Source organism: Staphylococcus sp. GDB9P120P, from assembly GCF_017893435.1.
GTDB classification, from domain to species: Bacteria; Bacillota; Bacilli; order Staphylococcales; family Staphylococcaceae; genus Staphylococcus; species Staphylococcus cohnii.
The window spans coordinates 57,691-75,832 of record NZ_JAESNB010000009.1 but is presented as its reverse complement, the minus strand read 5'-3'; the positions used below and the strand labels follow the sequence as shown (position 1 = coordinate 75,832).

Sequence of the window (18,142 nt, the reverse complement as noted above, 5' to 3'; positions counted from 1 at the left end):
TGTTATTGTGCTAATATGTCAATTGAAAATGCATATTTGTTTTAAATTCTTATAAAAGTGGTAGACTTTTAATATGAACTCGATAAGGAGGTACCAATATGAGTATTTTAGTTATTGGCGCAAATGGTGGCGTTGGTCATCACTTAATAGAACAGTTAAAAGAAAAAGAGGTAGATTTTACCGCTGGAGTTAGAAAAGAATCACAAGTTGAACAACTGAAAGAACAGAATATCAAAGCAACTTTAATTGATGTTGAGTCAGATGATGTTCAAACTTTAACTGAAAAATTTAAAGGCTTTGACCGTGTAGTATTTTCCGTTGGTTCAGGAGGTAGTACAGGTGCCGATAAAACAATTATTGTAGACTTAGATGGTGCTGTTAAAGCTATTAAAGCAAGTGAGGTAAATAATGCGAAACAATTTGTGATGGTGTCAACATATGATTCTAGAAGAGAAGCATTTGACGCAAGTGGAGATTTGAAACCATATACAATTGCCAAACATTATGCTGATGAATACTTAAAACAAGCATCAGTACCTTATACGATTGTACATCCAGGTGCTTTATTAAATGATGATGGTACAAACAAAATTGAAGTAGGTGCCTTTTTTGAAGGCAGAGGTTCAATTCCACGAGAAGATGTTGCTTCAGTCCTCAATGAAGTTGTCACAAGTGACGACTATTTAAATACTGAATTCCAAATTATTAGTGGAGATGTAGAAATATCACAAGCTTTAGATAGCTTTAAAAATAAATAATCGATAGTTACAAATGTGGGCCAATTTACAAATTAATGTAATTTGGTCCATTTTTAATTGAAATATCTATTATTTTAATAAATTTTATGATGAAAATTTGATACAATAATAGATATCGTTTGGAGGTAACTATGAAGATTTCAAACACTAAAATTTATGAACAAGTTGCAGATACTTTATTGGAAAGCATCAAATCTGGAAATTATCAAGTTGGAGATAAAATACCATCTATACAAAAACTCAGTAAAGAATATGGTGTGAGTGTGGCTTCGGTAAGAGAAGCTTTAAATGCATTAAGAACGATAGGTGTATTGGAAATAAAACAAGGTTATGGAACATTTGTAAAGCAAATTGAACCGACTTTTTTTGAATTAGGAGATAAATTTAATTCGTTAGTTCAGATAAAAGAATTATTAGAGTTACGAGAGATTGTTGAAAGTGCAACCGTCAAAATGGCTGCATGTCACCGTACAGAAGAGAACTTAGTTGATTTGGAAAAGGCTTTGAATCGAATGGGGGAAGCAATAACAGATGGTACATCAGGAGAAAGAGCTGATTTAGAATTTCATCTATTAATCGCAAAAGCTGGTAACAATTCTTTGTTAGTTGAATTACTTAATAATATATCTGAACTTATGCAAGATTCTATGAAAGAAACAAGAAAAATATTTATTTATAGTAAACAAAAAACAATGAATAAATTATTAGAGGAACATGTAGTCATTTATAATGCAATTGCTAACAAAGATGATGTAGAAGCTGTTAAAGCCATGGAGACACATTTATTAGAAGTTAAAGAAACAATTTTAGCTAACTTCAAAAAAAAATAGATTTTAGAACGTAAGATACTTATAATCTTCAAATTTAGTTTAATGCTTTCCAAGTTCTTAAAGTATATGCACATATAATTAAATTTCAAGGAATAAAAAGCCCAAACTACAATAGTTTGGGCTTTTTTGCAAATTTTATATTTTGAACAGTGATCATCTGGTCAAAATAATCATAATTTATTACCTTATATGTAAAAGAATATGAGTCCTTTGAAGACTCTAGTGTCATTATAATGTTAAAAATGTTGCGAAGGCAAGTCTTTATTTTAAAAAATTTATGACAATTGAATAATTTTATTGTCAAATTTAGTTGAATGGAATGGGGTAGCATTAATTTAACTATACGTCTATTAAACGTATTGATATAATAATTAATGATTTGAATATGACCAAACGTTGAAGTGACAGTTTATAAAGCATTAAGATATGTGATACAATTTCAATAGTTCTGTAAAATTAATTTTAAAATGTAATATAAATAGTATAATTTTATCTTTTTCTAAATTGTATATATCAGATTAAACAATATAAAAACTAAGTTTGGAGGTGTGGTGAATGCCATTATTTTTAAAACCAGTATTACATGAGAAAATTTGGGGTGGCACAAAGTTGAAATCACTCGGTTATGATTTGCCCGCTGAAAATATTGGAGAAGCATGGGGGATTTCAGCACACCCAAATGGAAGATGTGAAGTGTTGAATGGACCATACAAAGGACAAACATTAGATATGGTATGGAAAAATCATCGGGAATTGTTTGGTGATTTTCCGAGTCAAGAGTTTCCGTTAATGACAAAAATTGTAGATGCTAAGGAATCATTATCGATTCATGTGCATCCTGATGACGCCTACGCTTATGAAAACGAAAACGGACAATATGGTAAGTCAGAATGTTGGTATATTATAGATGCTGAAGAGGGCGCAGAAATCATATATGGTGTGAACGTAGATTGTAAAGATACTGCAGTTGATCAAATCGATGAAACAGACTATGAAAATTTATTTAATAAAGTTAAAGTCAAACCAGGTGAATTTTATTTTATACCAGCAGGCACGATTCATTCTATAGGGGCTGGTGTACTTGTGTATGAAACAATGCAATCTTCTGATGTCACATATAGAGTTTATGATTTTGATAGAGAAGAGGCAGCACATGATCCCAGAGGATTGAATCAAGCAAAAGCGAAAGAAGTCATCGAAGTTACTCAAGAAAATATTAATATAGCAACAGACACCGAAATTGTTGAAAATCATAAACGTATCCAACTTGTTTCAAATGATTTTTTTACAATGGTTAAGTGGGAAATATCTGGTACATTAAATTATATGAAACCTAGAGAATTTGTTTTAGTTTCCGTATTAAAAGGTTCTGGACAAGTCATTGTTGATGGTGACATTTATGATGTAACACAAGGTCAAAATTTCATACTAACTTCAGACGATTTAGATACAATTTTTGAAGGGAATTATGAATTAATTATAAGTTATTTATAGATAAAAAAACGGAGTGTTTCAAAATGTATAAGTATTTATATGTATCATTAATTTGCGGTTTATTAGCTGGTGCGGGAATATTTTTAAAAATACCTATTTTTCCTTCATTTTTCTTACCAGTTATCATTGGTGCAATTGGTATCATTGCTGCATTAATTACGATACCTAACAAAGAAATAAATGGATTATTAAAACTTGGTGGTGTACTCATTAATTTAATGCCAATTTTGGGTGCATTGACGATGGTTCAATAGTCAATAAATTTAGTATCTTTACTTTTGAAGTAAAAGGTACTTTTTTTATATGTAAAAAATCATTTGCGTCATTAACTAAATCAAATTTATTTTTAACGGAATGGATATTAGTGATTATAATTAAAAGATTATAAAATATTCTTTAGCGATAAATTATTTATGGTAAAATAGAATTTAAATTGGAGGTGGGCTAAATGTCGAAATCTCGAGGTATACTGATGACATTTATTATTGCACTTATTGCAACGATTATGGGAAGTAAATTTCCAATAATAGGAAGTGCAATATTTGCAATTGTTATAGGTATTCTTTTAAATAATTTTATTGAAATCCCAAAAAAATATCGTGCCGGTATCCAATTTAGTAGTAAAAAAATATTGCATTATAGTATTATTGTTCTTGGTTTTACATTGAGTTTTCAATCTATTGGTTCAATTGGTTGGAAATCTTTACCAATTATAATCATAACTTTATTAGCAGCATTTATAATCGTGTTTATATTGATGAAAATATTTAAAATTAATGAAAATCTTAGTATTTTGATTGGTGTCGGTACTTCTATCTGTGGTGGCTCTGCAATTGCTGCTACAAGCCCAGTCATCAAAGCTAAAGAAAATGAAGTAGCTTTCGCAATTTCAACTATATTTTTATTCAATTTAATAGCAGTTTTTATATTCCCACCACTTGGTCATTTAATGAACATGGGCCAAACTGCTTTTGGCTATTTTGGGGGTACGGCAATTAACGATACATCTAGTGTTATTGCTGCCACATCTAATTACGGAAGTAAGGCTTTAGAAACTGGTGCTATCGTAAAACTGACACGTACATTAATGATTATTCCAGTAGTATTATTTTTTACATATAGAACGATACTTAAAGAAAAATCAAAACAAACAGGCACATCGGTTAAACAAATATTTCCATGGTTTATTGTTTGGTTTGTTGTAGCTTCACTGATTAGTACAATTTTTAATTTTTCACCTACAGTTATTCATATATTCCAACAAATATCATTATTCTTAATAACGATGGCAATGGCAGGTATAGGATTAAATGTAGATTTCAAACAGTTTAAACAGGCTGGTGCAAAGCCGATTTTATTAGGTTTAGTGACTTGGATAGTAGTAATAATAACAAGTTTAATATCAATGAAATTGATTAATTTATTATAATCATTGTTTGAGAACTGATTTTTAAATATAATGAGAAAATAGAATTTTTTATATGAGATAAGGAGTATCTAAATGGCAGAGGAAACAAGTTATTTTTGGTTGAATTGCGGATATAATCGCTGGAATCATAACGAACCATTAGTGGGTCAAACAACATTATTTGAATCAGGTGCACAATTTAATCCGTCACAAGGTTTCCGATCTTTTAAACAAGCTAAAGTAGGAGATAAAGTTGTATTTTATCAAGTACAGATGGATACTGGTTTACTAGGATTTGGTGAAATCACTAGTGTACAAACAGGTGCACAAAATAAAATTCGCGTGCATTTTCAGTTATTAGAACAATTGAAACCATTAACTGCTGATTACTTAAAAAGAAGTGAACAATTAGAATTTCGAATTACTAATATGAAAGAAACATTGTTTAATCAAATTACAAAAGATGAATTTGACTTAATCGTGAGTTTAGGTAAAGGCGAAACGAAAATACCTAGATATTTCTTTATATCAGAGGAACAAGAATTCGAACCCAATTCTTATAATACCTTGTTTACACACACATATAATGGCATTAAACGAAATGGATACCATTTTTATAAACAGCTTGAAATTGGTGATCAACTCGTTTTTTATAATAAATATAGAGAACAATCAGTGATTGGTGTAGGTGAAGTAAGTCAACATTTACATGAAAAATCTCCAATCCCTGGTCGCACAAACAGTACTGCGATAGAAGTTTATTTTGAAAAAGAAATCGAACCTGTAACATTGAGTACTTTAAATAAACACCCCAAATTGAAAAATTTATATTATTTACAAGAAAATGCAAAACAAGCTATTGCGAGCATGTCACGCACACAGTTTGATGCAATTCTTGAAATGAGCGAAAATGATGGCATGAAATCTCAATTTGAAGCGGTTAAAAGTCAAGGTGTTATCGATAAAACAGATGATGAGGATATAAAACCATTTATTCTGTTAGTAGTTGATAAAGGTGAAGGTTTAAAAGCTGCAGAAAACTTGTTACAAAAGACGAATGCTAATCCAGTAATTACAGCAGGTCATCCAGATTTTACAGAAGACATGCTTTATGGTAAGTATTTACCAAATGAGGCTGGTGCTTTGTATTATAGAGAGGGCTTCATTACTAATCTTATGCCAAGAAATGATAAAAGTTATCTAGTCATAGATAATTTTAATCGTATAGACCCAGACATTTTTCAAACATATATTAACGTTTTAGAAGGTTATGAAATGACACTGCCAAGATATAATAGGGACGGTAGCATGGTGAAGTGGTCCAGAAAAAAAGACTCATTTTATCATTTTAATCCGAATTGGCATATCGTTGGTATCACGTACGATAGCATAAATGATATAAAGCAAAAATATACTGAACAATTTTTAAAGTACACAAGAATTGTTAAGGTTAATCAAGATTAAAATTACGAAAAAGCGTCTGGGGCATCATTGATGTGCCCCAGACGCTTATATATTGTCAGAAGATGACTGAACTTCAGCTCAGGTTATCATTTTATACATTTTCAATGCTGGTCATCCTTGCCGGAGTGGGACGACGAAATCTTTTTAATAAAATTAGATTTCTGTCTCATCCTTTTTTGTATATAAATGTAATATTTAGTGATACATAATAAGATAATTCATATCATGATTTATTTTTATCATTTTAGGATATAATATAACTGTGAATAAATAATTTATATTTTATGATAACTAATCATAAAAAGGAGATGAACGTATGCCAATAATTTATTACGATGGTAATTGTGTATACTGTTATAATTACGCAATTTGGCTTATACAAAATGGGTTGTCTAGTCGTTACCAATTTGCAAAACTTCAAGGTGCTACAGCTCAAAATATGTTTGCCAATTATCCTGAAACACAGCAACACGATAGTGTTATTTTGCAAGAAGGAGATCAATTTAAATATAAGTCGGATGCAATAGCATCACTGATTTCATCCTTAACAAATTATAAATGGATTGGTTTATTATTATATTTAACGCCTAAATTTCTGAGAGATTTTGGTTATCAACTTTTTGCAGATAATAGAAATAGAATGTGGAAAACACATTGGCACAAACCTAATGATTATGAACGATCATTTTTTATTGATTGATTGAATAGATGGAGGAAAAGAATATGGGGAACATAATTGTGATTGGTAGCGCATCAATCGATTTAGTGGTGAAAACAGATATTTTACCTAAAGTAGGAGAAACTGTAATGGGAGAATCATTTTTTACAAATCCTGGAGGTAAAGGTGCTAACCAAGCTGTTGCGGCTGCGCGTTTAAGCAATCATGTTTATATGATTGGAGCTGTAGGCGATGATGATAATGGCCAGCAAATACTTTCAAATCTTAACAACAACAATGTAAATACAGCGTATATGGATGTTATTGAAAATGAAGCGTCTGGAACTGCCCATATAACGTTATTTGATGATGATAATCGTATTATTGTAGTGCCGGCAGCAAATAATTATGTAACGCCAGATAAAGTAATTCCAAAACTTGAATTTTTTGAAGCTGGCGATATTATTGTAATGCAACATGAAATACCGGCAGAGACCATAAAAGAAGTAGTGGACTTTGCACAAAAACATGAAATGAGAGTAATGTTAAATCCTGCACCATTTCGTGCATTAGACAAAGAAATAATTGAAAAAGTTAATTGGTTGACACCAAATGAATCAGAAAGTGAATTATTATTTGAAAATAAGGTTGATAAAGCTTTAATGATGTATCCTGAAAAATTAATTGTAACTAAAGGCGCTTCGGGGGCATTGTTTTACAGTGATTCTCAACAACTTGTAAAAGGGTATAAAAAACAAGTAGTTGATACTACAGGCGCCGGAGATACATTTAATGGGGCATTAGCAGTTGCACTAATTGAAAATAGGTCATTAGAAGAAGCGGTTAATTTTGCCAATTTAGCTGCTAGTTTTTCAGTTACAGGATTAGGCGCTCAAGGTGCAATGCCATACAGAAAAGAACTAGATTAAAGCGTATGATTCAGGGTATAATGTAAGTAGATAATTAAGCTACATTCTAAATTATAATAATTATAATTTAGAAGAGGGAATCACTTTACAGATTATAATTATTATAATATAATAATTATTGTAATAGAAAATCGATTGTCGCTTAATTAGGACAACAATTAAAAGGAGAGATTTTTGATATGTCAAAAAATAATGAAGAAGTTGTAAAAGTATTAAATCAGCAAGTAGCAAACTGGACAGTTGCATTCACCAAATTACACAATTTTCATTGGTATGTAAAAGGGCCAAATTTCTTCTCACTACACACAAAATTTGAAGAATTATATGATGAAGCAAGTCAATATATAGATGATTTAGCAGAACGTATTTTAGCAGTAGGCGGTAATCCAGTAGGAACATTGAAAGAAAGTTTAGAGTTATCAATTATAGATGAAGCTGGCAAAGGCTATACAGCTGAACAAATGGTTGAAGCATTATCAGTAGATTTTGATAATATTTCTAAACAATTAGGAGAAGCGATTGAAGTAGCTTCTAAAGCTGAAGATGATGTAACAGAAGATATGTTTATCGGTATGCAAACAAATATTGACAAACATAATTGGATGTTAAAATCTTATTTAGGAAAATAAAAATATAGATAGACAAACAGCTTTATCACAAAAAAGACANNTGTCTTTTTTGTGATAAAGCTATAAGAACATAAAAGCTAGATACTTCATACATGAGCATTATAAAATTTTGTGTTCAGTAATTTTAGTAAAATTGTGCAAAAACAGCTTGGGATTATAATTTTTAATCCCAAGCTGTTTTATTTTGTGAGTAAGCTAAACATGTTCAAATATTATTCAGCAATTTCTAACGCAATTTCCATCATTTGAGTAAATGAGTTTTGACGTTCTTCTGCAGTTGTTGCTTCGTCACGTAAAATATGATCACTTACTGTGAAGACACCTAATGCTTTTTTATTAGCATAAGTTGCATTTAAGTATAAAGCAGCTGATTCCATTTCAATACCTAAGATGCCCATACGTTGCCATTTTTCGTTAAATGTTGGATCAGCATTATAAAATGTATCTGAAGAAAGAATATTACCAACATGTGTAGTAGCACCAATTTCGTCTGCTTTTTGTTTCGCTTTTAACATTAAGTCAAAATCAGCTAAAGGTGCATAATGTCCAGGAATATTATATTGCTCTACATAACTAGAGTTCGTAGAAGCACCTTGAGCAATTATGATGTCATATAAGTTAACATTTTCTTGCAAAGCGCCACATGAACCAATTCGTATGATTGTGTCGACATTGAAAAAATTATATAGTTCATATGAATAAATACCAATACTTGGAATACCCATACCAGAACCCATTACAGAAACTTCTTTTCCTTTGTAAGTACCTGTATAACCAAACATGTTTCTAACTTCATTAAATTGTTTTACATCTTCCAAATAATTATCAGCAATATATTTTGCTCTTAAGGGATCGCCAGGCATTAAAACAGTTTTAGCAATTTTAACTCCATTAGGTTGAATATGTGGTGTAGATTTTGTCATAGACTTCTTCTCCTTTAAATTCTTTTATCAAAATAAAGATAACATTTGTTTATTATTTTTGCGAATTTTTGTAATATAGAGGTAAAGCACTTGTTGTGATGTTATTAATTTTTTAGAATAGTAATGACTTTCAAGAATGAGAATAATTTCATACAGATAATATTTTAGGAGGAATTAGAATGAATTATGCAAAATATATAGATCACACTTTACTAAAACCGGAGTCTACAAGAGACCAAGTCGATAAAATTCTTGATGAGGCAATTGAGTACCATTTTAAATCAGTATGTATTAACCCAACGCATGTAAAATACGCAGCAGATAAATTACAAGACACTGACGTGTTAGTATGTACAGTAATTGGTTTCCCATTAGGTGCTACAAATACTGAAGTGAAAGTGTTTGAAGTTGAAGATGCTATTAAAAATGGCGCATCAGAAGTAGATATGGTTATCAATATTGGTGCCTTAAAAGATGAACGTTATGACGAAGTTCAAAAAGATATTGAAGGTGTTGTAGCAGCAGCAAACGGTAAGACAGTGAAAGTAATTATTGAAACTTGCCTTTTAACTGATGATGAAAAAGTAAAAGCTTGTGAGTTAAGCAAAGCAGCAGGCGCAGACTTTGTGAAAACATCAACTGGATTTGCCGGTGGTGGAGCTACACCTGAGGATGTTAAGTTAATGAAAGATACAGTCGGAGATGCTTTAGAAGTTAAGGCTTCAGGTGGTGTCAGAAACTTAGAAGATTTCAACAAAATGCTAGAAGCTGGTGCGACTCGAATTGGCGCTAGTGCAGGTGTACAAATCATCCAAGGATTAGAAAGTAATTCAGATTATTAATCACTATCTTTAAGTTTAAAATGAGACATATAAAGACATAAATGTCTAATAGGGGGAGGCCAACTCAAATGAGAATGGTAGATATTATTGAAAAGAAACGTGATGGTCAAGCTTTAACAAATGAAGAAATAGAATTCTTTATTAATGCTTATACCAGCGGTGAAATACCAGATTATCAAGCGTCGAGTTTAGCGATGGCAATTTTTTTCCAGGATATGAATGACCAAGAAAGAGCAGCACTTACAATGGCAATGGTTAATTCAGGTGACGTGATTGATTTATCAGCGATTAATGGGATTAAAGTTGATAAACATTCTACAGGTGGTGTTGGTGATACAACTACACTAGTATTAGCTCCATTAGTAGCTTCTGTTGGTGTTCCTGTGGCTAAGATGAGTGGTAGAGGATTAGGTCATACTGGCGGCACAATTGATAAATTAGAATCAGTTGAAGGGTTTCACGTTGAAATTAGTGAAGATAAATTTGTTGAACTTGTAAATGAAGCAAAAGTAGCTGTAATAGGACAAACTGGGAATTTAACACCGGCAGACAAAAAGCTTTATGGCTTACGTGATGTGACTGGAACAGTTAATTCAATACCACTGATTGCATCTTCTATTATGAGTAAAAAAATTGCTGCTGGCGCTGATGCTATTGTATTGGATGTAAAAACTGGTAACGGTGCCTTTATGAAAACAATCGAAGATGCTGAAGCACTCGCACATGCGATGGTTAGTATTGGTAATAATGTTGGCCGAAACACGATGGCGATTATTTCAGACATGAGTCAACCATTAGGTAATGCAATAGGTAATGCCTTAGAAGTTAAAGAGGCGATCGAAACATTGAAAGGTCAAGGTCCAAAAGATTTAACTGAGCTAGTTATGACTTTAGGTTCGCAAATGGTAGTTGTTGGCGGTAAAGCTAAAGATTTAGATGAGGCTCAAACATTATTAGAAAAAGCAATTCAAGATGGTTCAGCGCTAGAAAGTTTCCGTACATTTTTAGAAAATCAAGATGGTGATGGTTCTGTCGTTGATGATGTCAATAAACTACCACAAGCACGCTATCAAATTGATTTGCTTTCGCAAAAAACAGGTACTGTAACTGAAATTATAGCCAATGAAATCGGTGTTGCATCTATGATGTTAGGTGCAGGAAGACAAACTAAAGAAGACGATATTGATTTAAGTGTAGGTATTGTCTTGCACAAAAAAGTAGGAGATTCAGTTGATGAAGGCGAAGCTTTATTAACGATTCATAGTAACCGTGAGCAAATTGATGATGTTAAGGAAAAATTAAATCAAAGTATTGCGATTAGTTCACAAGGTGAAGTTCCTACGTTGATTCATAAAATAATTACTGAATAGGAGATGGAATGATGACGATACCATTTAAGAGGGTGCATTTAATTGTCATGGATTCAGTGGGTATAGGCGAAGGACCTGACGCAAAAGCCTTTAATGATGAAGGCAGTCACACTTTGAAGCATACGCTAGAAGATTTTGATAAATCATTACCTAATTTACAAAGCTTAGGTCTAGGTAATATTGCCGCTTTACCTAATATTGAAAAAGTGTCTAAACCTGCCGCGTTTTATACTAAGATGAGTGAAGCTTCTGTAGGCAAGGATACAATGACCGGTCATTGGGAAATTATGGGATTAAATATTATGCAACCTTTTAAAGTTTATCCTGATGGCTTTCCACAAGAACTGATTAGTGAAATTGAAACAATGACAGGTCGTAAAGTAGTTGCAAATAGACCTGCTTCCGGCACACAAATTATTGATGAGTGGGGCGAACATCAGATGAAAACTGGGGACCTGATCGTCTATACATCAGCAGATCCAGTGCTTCAAATTGCGGCACATGAAGATATTATTCCACTTGAAGAATTGTATGATATTTGTGAAAAAGTAAGAGAATTAACAAAAGATCCAAAATATTTAATTGGTCGAATTATTGCGCGACCATATGTCGGTGAACCAGGTGCTTTTACAAGAACTTCTAATCGACATGATTATGCGTTAAAACCATTTGGACGAACAGTGATGAATGAGTTGAAAGATAATCAATTTGATGTGATTGCTTTAGGGAAAATCAATGACATTTACGATGGTGAAGGTGTCACTGAAGCAATTCGAACTAAAAATAATATGGATGGTATGGATAAACTAATAGAAACTGTACAACGTGACTTTAAAGGTTTAAGTTTCTTGAATTTAGTGGATTTTGATGCACTGTATGGACATCGACGTGATAAAGACGGTTACGCTGAGGCGTTAAAAGATTTTGACGAGCGTTTACCAGAACTTATCAAACATCTAAAGGATGATGACTTAGTCATTATTACTGCAGATCACGGCAATGATCCTACAGCACCAGGAACTGATCATACAAGAGAATATATCCCAGTCCTTATGTTTAGTCCTAAAATAAATGATTATCATGAGTTATCTATGGATGATACCTTTAGTTCTATAGGTGCTACTATAGCGGATAATTTTGGCGTTAAATTACCAGAATTTGGTCGAAGCTATTTGAAAGAAATGGGTGTCGATAAGTGAAACGACTATTAAGCCTAATATTAGGTTGCGGCTTCATGACCATCGGTGTCTTACATTTTAAACATGAGTCGCGCTTTAGAAAAATTGTGCCTGATTATTTACCGTTTAGAAAATCGGCTGTTATCATTTCTGGATTTGTTGAAATGATTTTTGGAATACTTTTAATAGTGAATAGACCAAGCCTATGCCTAAAGAAAATGATTAATATATTTTTATTAGCTGTATTACCAGCAAATATTTATATGGCTAGAAAAAAATTGCCACTAGGTGACAAACAACTACCAGAAAGTTTGTTATACAGTAGAATCCCACTACAATTTGTCCTGATAAAAGTTGTGAACAAATTATAAAATAAACAATCAATCGTTGTGTGACTGGTTTATAAATTATAAAACGATAAGTGTTTGAAATGTTACAGTAAAAGCGTAAACGTCAATTTCTATTGAGCTAAATTAGAAATTGGCGTTTACGCTGTTTTATATATCATGGTTACGATAAAAACTTGAAAGTGCTAGAATTATACGAAAATATCATTTTTTACAAATTACAATAATTATAGCGATGTTGAAACATATGAATCATCGGTGGAATAATATAAGTGGGAGATCGCATCTTCATTCCTTACCACAATAGATTTCTGACGAGCATGTATGTTTAAAGTTGGAAACATTAAAAAGGCTGAGACGAATTAATTGTCTCAGCCTTTTATCTTAACCTTTTTTAATAAATTCGATTTTTGATATCTTACTTTATAATGGTAATTAGATATTATTTATCCTCACCATAAATATCATGCCATTGATCTCTTTTATCTAAAAATGTCTGTGCAATTTCTTTTGCACCTTCTAATGAATGGCTAGCAGCCCAACCACATTGTACCTCATTACACGCAGGAACTTCTGTAGCAGATAATACATCTTGAAGTGTTTTTTCAATGATATTTAACACATCGTCATAATCACTGTGATTTATAAAAGATACATAAAATCCAGTTTGACAACCCATTGGACTGATATCAACCACTTTATCTGAATGATTTCTAATATTTTCAGCCATTAAGTGTTCTAATGAATGTAAACCAGGCATTTCCATATGTTCTTTATTGGGCTGTTTGAAACGAATGTCATATTTATGGATAACATCCCCATTAGCACCTTCCATTTTACCTGCAAGTCGAACAAATGGTGCTACTACTTTGGTATGATCTAAATTAAAACTTTCAACGTTCATTTTTGGCATACGATGTCCTCCTAAAATAATAATTATCATAATTGTAACAATACGTAGTGGTATTTACAATTTCTATAAATTTTAGAAAACAGAAGGAATTATCATTTTTTAAAATTTCAGAAAAATAATGACAGAATTAATCAAAACGGATAGAATAAGTAATAATCAAAATGTATTTTGCACGTTTAGTATTGAACATGCATTTTTATAAGTTTAATAATAATACGTGTAAAATGTTGTAGTACAAGGGAGTTGTATTGAAAATGACACATGAACAAAACATATTAGATTATATAGAAAATGAAAAATTATCATACATAGAGATGAGCCACCTCATCCATCAAAGACCTGAATTAGGCAATGAAGAAATATTTGCTTCAAGAACGTTAATTGAAGATTTGGAAAAGCATGATTTTGAAGTTGAAACCAACATTGCTGGTTATGCTACGGGTTTCATTGCGCGTTATGATTCAGACATCGATGGTCCAACCATTGGATTTTTAGCAGAATATGATGCCTTACCAGGTCTAGGACATGCCTGTGGTCATAATATTATAGGTACGGCAAGTACATTTGCTGGTATAGCTTTGAAGCAAGTGATTGAACAAACAGGCGGAAAAGTAGTAATACTTGGTTGTCCAGCCGAAGAGGGCGGTGTCAATGGTAGCGCAAAAGCTGCTTACGTTAAAGAAGGTATTGTAGATGAAATGGATGTTGCTTTAATGGTTCATCCAGGTAATGAAACTTATAAAACTATTAATACATTAGCGGTAGATGTTTTAGATATTAAAATTTATGGTAAAAGTACGCATGCTTCTGAAAATGCTGAAGAAGCAAGAAATGCTTTAGATGCAATGATTGCGTATTTTAATGGTGTAGCTCAGTTAAGACAACATATCAAAAAAAGTCAAAAGGTTCATGGTGTTATATTAGATGGCGGAAAAGCTGCTAATATTATTCCAGACTATACTCATGCGCGTTTTTATACACGTGCAACATCACGTAAAGAATTAGATATATTAACTGATAGAGTAGGGCAAATTGCAAAAGGTGCTGCAATTCAAACAGGTTGCGACTTTGAATTTGGCCCTATACAAAATGGTGTCAATGAATTTATTAAGACGCCTAAATTAGATGATTTATTTGCAAAATATGCGACGAAAATGGGAGAATCGGTCATAGATGATGATTTTGGTTTTGGTTCGACAGATACGGGTAATGTAAGTCACGTTGTGCCAACGATTCATCCCCATATTAAAATAGGTTCTAGGAATTTAGTGGGGCACACGCATCGTTTTCGTGAAGCAGCAGGAAGTGCTCATGGAGATCAAGCTTTAATAAGAGGTGCTAAAGTCCTTGCATTAATGGGATTGGAATTAATAGAAAATCAAGCAGAATTAAATGAAATAATTGAACAGCACCACTATATAAAGGGGAACAAAAAATGAAAAAACTAAGTACTCAACGCCCTAAATTAACACTTAGTGATTTATACAATGATGATGTCGTATATAGTTCTAGACCATCTTATATATCAAATCCATGGTTAGAACCGGAAGAACATCAATCTAATTTCTTGACTGGTAGAGAATTGATTATTGCTGATCAAATGCCTGTTATTGTTCATAAAGCAAGCGCTACAAAGAAATTAGAAATATTATTGGAAATGATTGGCAAGCCAATGCCCACAAATATTTATACTTTTGACAACCAAGCTTCTTACGAACAAATAATAAGGAAACTCGCTAAACAAGATAATAAACGTATTTATTTTCAATATATTCATAGTGAGTCTATTTTAGAAAAAGAATATTACGCTATGGATAAAGATATCTTTGTTGCTTTAAATAATAAAGCACGTATTCCAGAATGGACTAATCAAAAATATTTACCTGCACGTGAAGTGGTAAAAATAGAAGATTTCGAAGATGCGATTGCAGATTGGGAATTCCCTTTTGTCTTGAAGCCAGGTGATGATTTACCAACTGCAGGTGGTTACGGTGTGATGATTTGTTATGACGAAGCTGATTTAATTAAAGCAAAATCCCGTATTGAACAAGCAAGAGCAGAAACTGACACAATTATTATTGAACAAAAAATTCAAGAAATTGCTAATTATTGTGTGCAATTTGCATGTAAAAAGGACGGGGAAATTCACTATATTGGAACATCAGAGCAAATTACAGACAAATATGGCCATTATAGTGGCAATCAAAATGTACAAGATGTACCTGAATCAGTCATCCAAGCTGGCAAAGAAATTATGGAAATAGGCGTGGCCAAAGGTTATTTTGGAATCGCAGGTTTTGATTTACTATTAGATAAACATGGTGATATATTTGCGATTGATTTGAATTTTAGACAAAATGGATCGACAAGTATGCTTTTATTAGATCCATTAATGCAATCTGGATATCAAAAGTTTTATAGTTATATTGCACCTAACGATAATGAGCATTTCTTTCAGACAATTATAAAATATGTAAACATGGGTTGCTTATTTCCACTATCATATTATGATGGCGATTGGTATAAAAATGAAAACGTGCCTTCGAGATTTGCATGTATTTGGCATGGACAATCACAAGAACATATAGAAAAGTTAGAACAGCAATTTTTAGAAGAATTAAAAATATAATCAGAAATATAGTGAAAATTTCATTTAATTAAGATTTGATAACTTAAGTTTATTGTATAGATATATTAAAATTTTAATATTTATTGTATGACGTTAATTGACTATAGTAATATACTCATTTATATTTTAAATATAGTTAAATATTTTAATGAATTGAAGGTGTAATTATGTCTTATAAAGCAAGTTCATTTTTTCAAGATATTCTAGTAAATGAATATTTTTATATAGCAACAAAGTCAAAACAATTAATTAGACATGAAATTTTAGGAAAGGACGTCATTTGTGTTTGGACACAAAAAGAAACAGCTGAAACTTTCTTAAATAAACATGACACCGATTATGATAAGCTTAAAAAAATCGATATTGATCGTTTTGTAACTTATGAAATGGATGATATGTTTGAACAAGGTGAAGAAGTGTTGATGAATGCGTCATCTCAGACAGATGGTGATTTAGTTAATATTATTGATTTTACAAATGAATTAATGTCAGATTTAGATGAAATTCGTCTCAAAGAATTTATAATAGATGTGGCGAAAGAAGACGCTGTGTTCGGTTTAACAAATAAAAATGAAAAACAATTTATCATGATTAGTGATGAAGAACATCAAAAACCACATATTATGCCGGTGTGGAGTATTAGAAATAGAGCAGAAAAAGTAAGAAATGAAGACTTTGAAGAATGCGATATCATTGAAATAGAAGGTGAAGTCTTCGCAGAATGGTTAGATATTTTAAGAGATGATGATAAAGCAGTAGCAATCGATTTGAAATCAGGTGTTGTAGGCACTGTAGTCTCAGCTCAAAAAGTATTAGATCAATTACCGTTTTAATGTAAATGAATATATGAACTAATGGAAGTAGTTATTTTGAAGAAATAGTCACCATCAAATGAAATAACTGTTTCCATTTTTTACCATGACATAAGTATAGAAACTTCAATTCTTTATACTTATGTCATGGTAATTTTTATTGTAGATGTATTGCACCTAATGCGCCGGAAAAGGCACCGTGTTCAATATAAAATGGTTTGAAACCACGCAATATCGTATAATCTTTAACAACTTCTTTCAGTAAATGATTATTATGGAAAGAAGAACCAATATAAGCTACGTTTTCAGTACCATATTCTCTCGCTACTGTGATAGCCATCGTAGTAATGACTTCCCCCACGACACCAATCAATGAAGCTAATTTGTCAGAATCTGAAAAATCTTTGTCTAAATTATGCAGTACATGCCCAAAATTAGCAGCAGTTAAATCACCTGAAATCGGAGGTTCACTATCTTTATAGATATGTTTTACTTTCAAATCAATAAATTCTCGCTCACCTTTTTGGGCAGTATCTGTTAATTGTTTGTAGTCTTTTAATCCAGTTAATAAATAACCAAGGCCTTGTATCATACCACCACCTGCTCCAACACCGCCAACACGTTGTTGCTTTTCGCCATTTGAATAATGCAGTGATGTTCCGGTACCAACATTAGTAAAAATGTAATTATCTAAATGATGACCTTGTTCTTCTAACAAGAGTTCTAAACCTTTTGCAGCAGCATCAAACTCTACAAAGATACGTGATTCACATTTTAACTTATTTTGAATTGTTCCAGCTTGACCACCTGTTAAGCTAATACTTTCACATGATTGTTGTCCTAACCAATCAATGACTTCATTAATTTCAGTAGTTAATTTTGTTGTATATTGTCGATTGCCATTATCCTCCTGAACAATTTTTATAAGTGTTCCGCCGGCATCAATGCCTATTTTCAT

The 18,142-nt window shown here is 32.0% G+C and carries 19 protein-coding genes; 16 read left to right on the top strand and 3 right to left on the bottom strand.

Annotated elements, in window-relative coordinates:
- The first annotated feature begins 98 nt into the window (after positions 1–98).
- The 9 genes from KA856_RS10715 to KA856_RS10675 all read left to right on the top strand — a co-directional run bounded on the left by KA856_RS10715 (position 99) and on the right by KA856_RS10675 (position 8,170).
- On the top strand, positions 99–758 hold the full coding sequence (locus KA856_RS10715) for an SDR family oxidoreductase (protein ID WP_107384889.1): 660 nt from the start codon (positions 99–101) through the stop codon (positions 756–758).
- Between the two features lie 131 nt (positions 759–889).
- Positions 890–1,588 carry a FadR/GntR family transcriptional regulator gene (locus KA856_RS10710; protein WP_210123392.1) on the top strand — a complete coding sequence of 233 codons (699 nt, stop codon included), beginning with the start codon at positions 890–892 and terminating at the stop codon, positions 1,586–1,588.
- A 555-nt stretch (positions 1,589–2,143) separates the two neighbouring features.
- Entirely contained in the window at positions 2,144–3,082 is a 939-nt protein-coding gene (locus KA856_RS10705) for a type I phosphomannose isomerase catalytic subunit (RefSeq protein ID WP_210138674.1), read from the top strand.
- A 23-nt stretch (positions 3,083–3,105) separates the two neighbouring features.
- Positions 3,106–3,336, top strand: coding sequence for a hypothetical protein (locus KA856_RS10700; protein WP_019467689.1), 231 nt, complete (start codon positions 3,106–3,108; stop codon positions 3,334–3,336).
- A 194-nt stretch (positions 3,337–3,530) separates the two neighbouring features.
- Positions 3,531–4,511, top strand: coding sequence for a YeiH family protein (locus KA856_RS10695; protein ID WP_107385905.1), 981 nt, complete (start codon positions 3,531–3,533; stop codon positions 4,509–4,511).
- A gap of 72 nt (positions 4,512–4,583) precedes the next feature.
- Positions 4,584–5,954: an EVE domain-containing protein gene (locus tag KA856_RS10690; RefSeq protein ID WP_107385353.1), complete on the top strand. Its 1,371-nt coding sequence runs from the start codon at positions 4,584–4,586 to the stop codon at positions 5,952–5,954.
- A 316-nt stretch (positions 5,955–6,270) separates the two neighbouring features.
- A complete protein-coding gene (locus KA856_RS10685) occupies positions 6,271–6,654 on the top strand; it encodes a thiol-disulfide oxidoreductase DCC family protein (RefSeq protein WP_107384771.1) in 384 nt (127 codons plus the stop codon).
- 23 nt (positions 6,655–6,677) lie between these two features.
- Complete coding sequence (rbsK, locus tag KA856_RS10680) at positions 6,678–7,541, top strand: ribokinase (protein ID WP_107384770.1); 864 nt, start codon at positions 6,678–6,680, stop codon at positions 7,539–7,541.
- A 179-nt stretch (positions 7,542–7,720) separates the two neighbouring features.
- Entirely contained in the window at positions 7,721–8,170 is a 450-nt protein-coding gene (locus tag KA856_RS10675; RefSeq protein WP_107384769.1) for a Dps family protein, read from the top strand.
- 212 nt (positions 8,171–8,382) lie between these two features.
- On the opposite strand, the gene deoD is transcribed toward KA856_RS10675, so the two are convergent.
- A complete protein-coding gene (gene deoD, locus KA856_RS10670; protein WP_019468267.1) occupies positions 8,383–9,093 on the bottom strand; it encodes a purine-nucleoside phosphorylase in 711 nt (236 codons plus the stop codon).
- A gap of 179 nt (positions 9,094–9,272) precedes the next feature.
- Between deoD and deoC the strand changes: the two genes are divergently transcribed.
- The 4 genes from deoC to KA856_RS10650 all read left to right on the top strand — a co-directional run bounded on the left by deoC (position 9,273) and on the right by KA856_RS10650 (position 12,854).
- Positions 9,273–9,935, top strand: coding sequence for a deoxyribose-phosphate aldolase (deoC, locus tag KA856_RS10665; protein ID WP_019468268.1), 663 nt, complete (start codon positions 9,273–9,275; stop codon positions 9,933–9,935).
- A 68-nt stretch (positions 9,936–10,003) separates the two neighbouring features.
- Positions 10,004–11,305: a pyrimidine-nucleoside phosphorylase gene (locus KA856_RS10660; RefSeq protein WP_107384768.1), complete on the top strand. Its 1,302-nt coding sequence runs from the start codon at positions 10,004–10,006 to the stop codon at positions 11,303–11,305.
- An 11-nt stretch (positions 11,306–11,316) separates the two neighbouring features.
- Complete coding sequence (gene deoB / locus KA856_RS10655; protein ID WP_107384767.1) at positions 11,317–12,504, top strand: phosphopentomutase; 1,188 nt, start codon at positions 11,317–11,319, stop codon at positions 12,502–12,504.
- A gap of 35 nt (positions 12,505–12,539) precedes the next feature.
- On the top strand, positions 12,540–12,854 hold the full coding sequence (locus KA856_RS10650; protein ID WP_154409672.1) for a DoxX family protein: 315 nt from the start codon (positions 12,540–12,542) through the stop codon (positions 12,852–12,854).
- A gap of 418 nt (positions 12,855–13,272) precedes the next feature.
- On the opposite strand, the gene KA856_RS10645 is transcribed toward KA856_RS10650, so the two are convergent.
- Positions 13,273–13,743: an S-ribosylhomocysteine lyase gene (locus tag KA856_RS10645; protein ID WP_107384765.1), complete on the bottom strand. Its 471-nt coding sequence runs from the start codon at positions 13,741–13,743 to the stop codon at positions 13,273–13,275.
- Between the two features lie 254 nt (positions 13,744–13,997).
- Between KA856_RS10645 and KA856_RS10640 the strand changes: the two genes are divergently transcribed.
- From KA856_RS10640 to KA856_RS10630, 3 genes are all read left to right on the top strand, one after another.
- Positions 13,998–15,182, top strand: coding sequence for a M20 family metallopeptidase (locus KA856_RS10640; protein WP_210138673.1), 1,185 nt, complete (start codon positions 13,998–14,000; stop codon positions 15,180–15,182).
- On the top strand, positions 15,179–16,372 hold the full coding sequence (ldmS, locus tag KA856_RS10635; protein WP_107384763.1) for an L-aspartate--L-methionine ligase LdmS: 1,194 nt from the start codon (positions 15,179–15,181) through the stop codon (positions 16,370–16,372). Before KA856_RS10640 ends, ldmS begins: the two co-directional genes overlap by 4 nt.
- Before the next feature lie 167 nt (positions 16,373–16,539).
- Entirely contained in the window at positions 16,540–17,205 is a 666-nt protein-coding gene (locus KA856_RS10630; RefSeq protein ID WP_107505396.1) for a DUF2750 domain-containing protein, read from the top strand.
- 136 nt (positions 17,206–17,341) lie between these two features.
- Here KA856_RS10630 and coaW read toward each other — a convergent pair whose 3' ends face one another.
- On the bottom strand, positions 17,342–18,142 hold the full coding sequence (coaW, locus tag KA856_RS10625) for a type II pantothenate kinase (protein ID WP_019468276.1): 801 nt from the start codon (positions 18,140–18,142) through the stop codon (positions 17,342–17,344).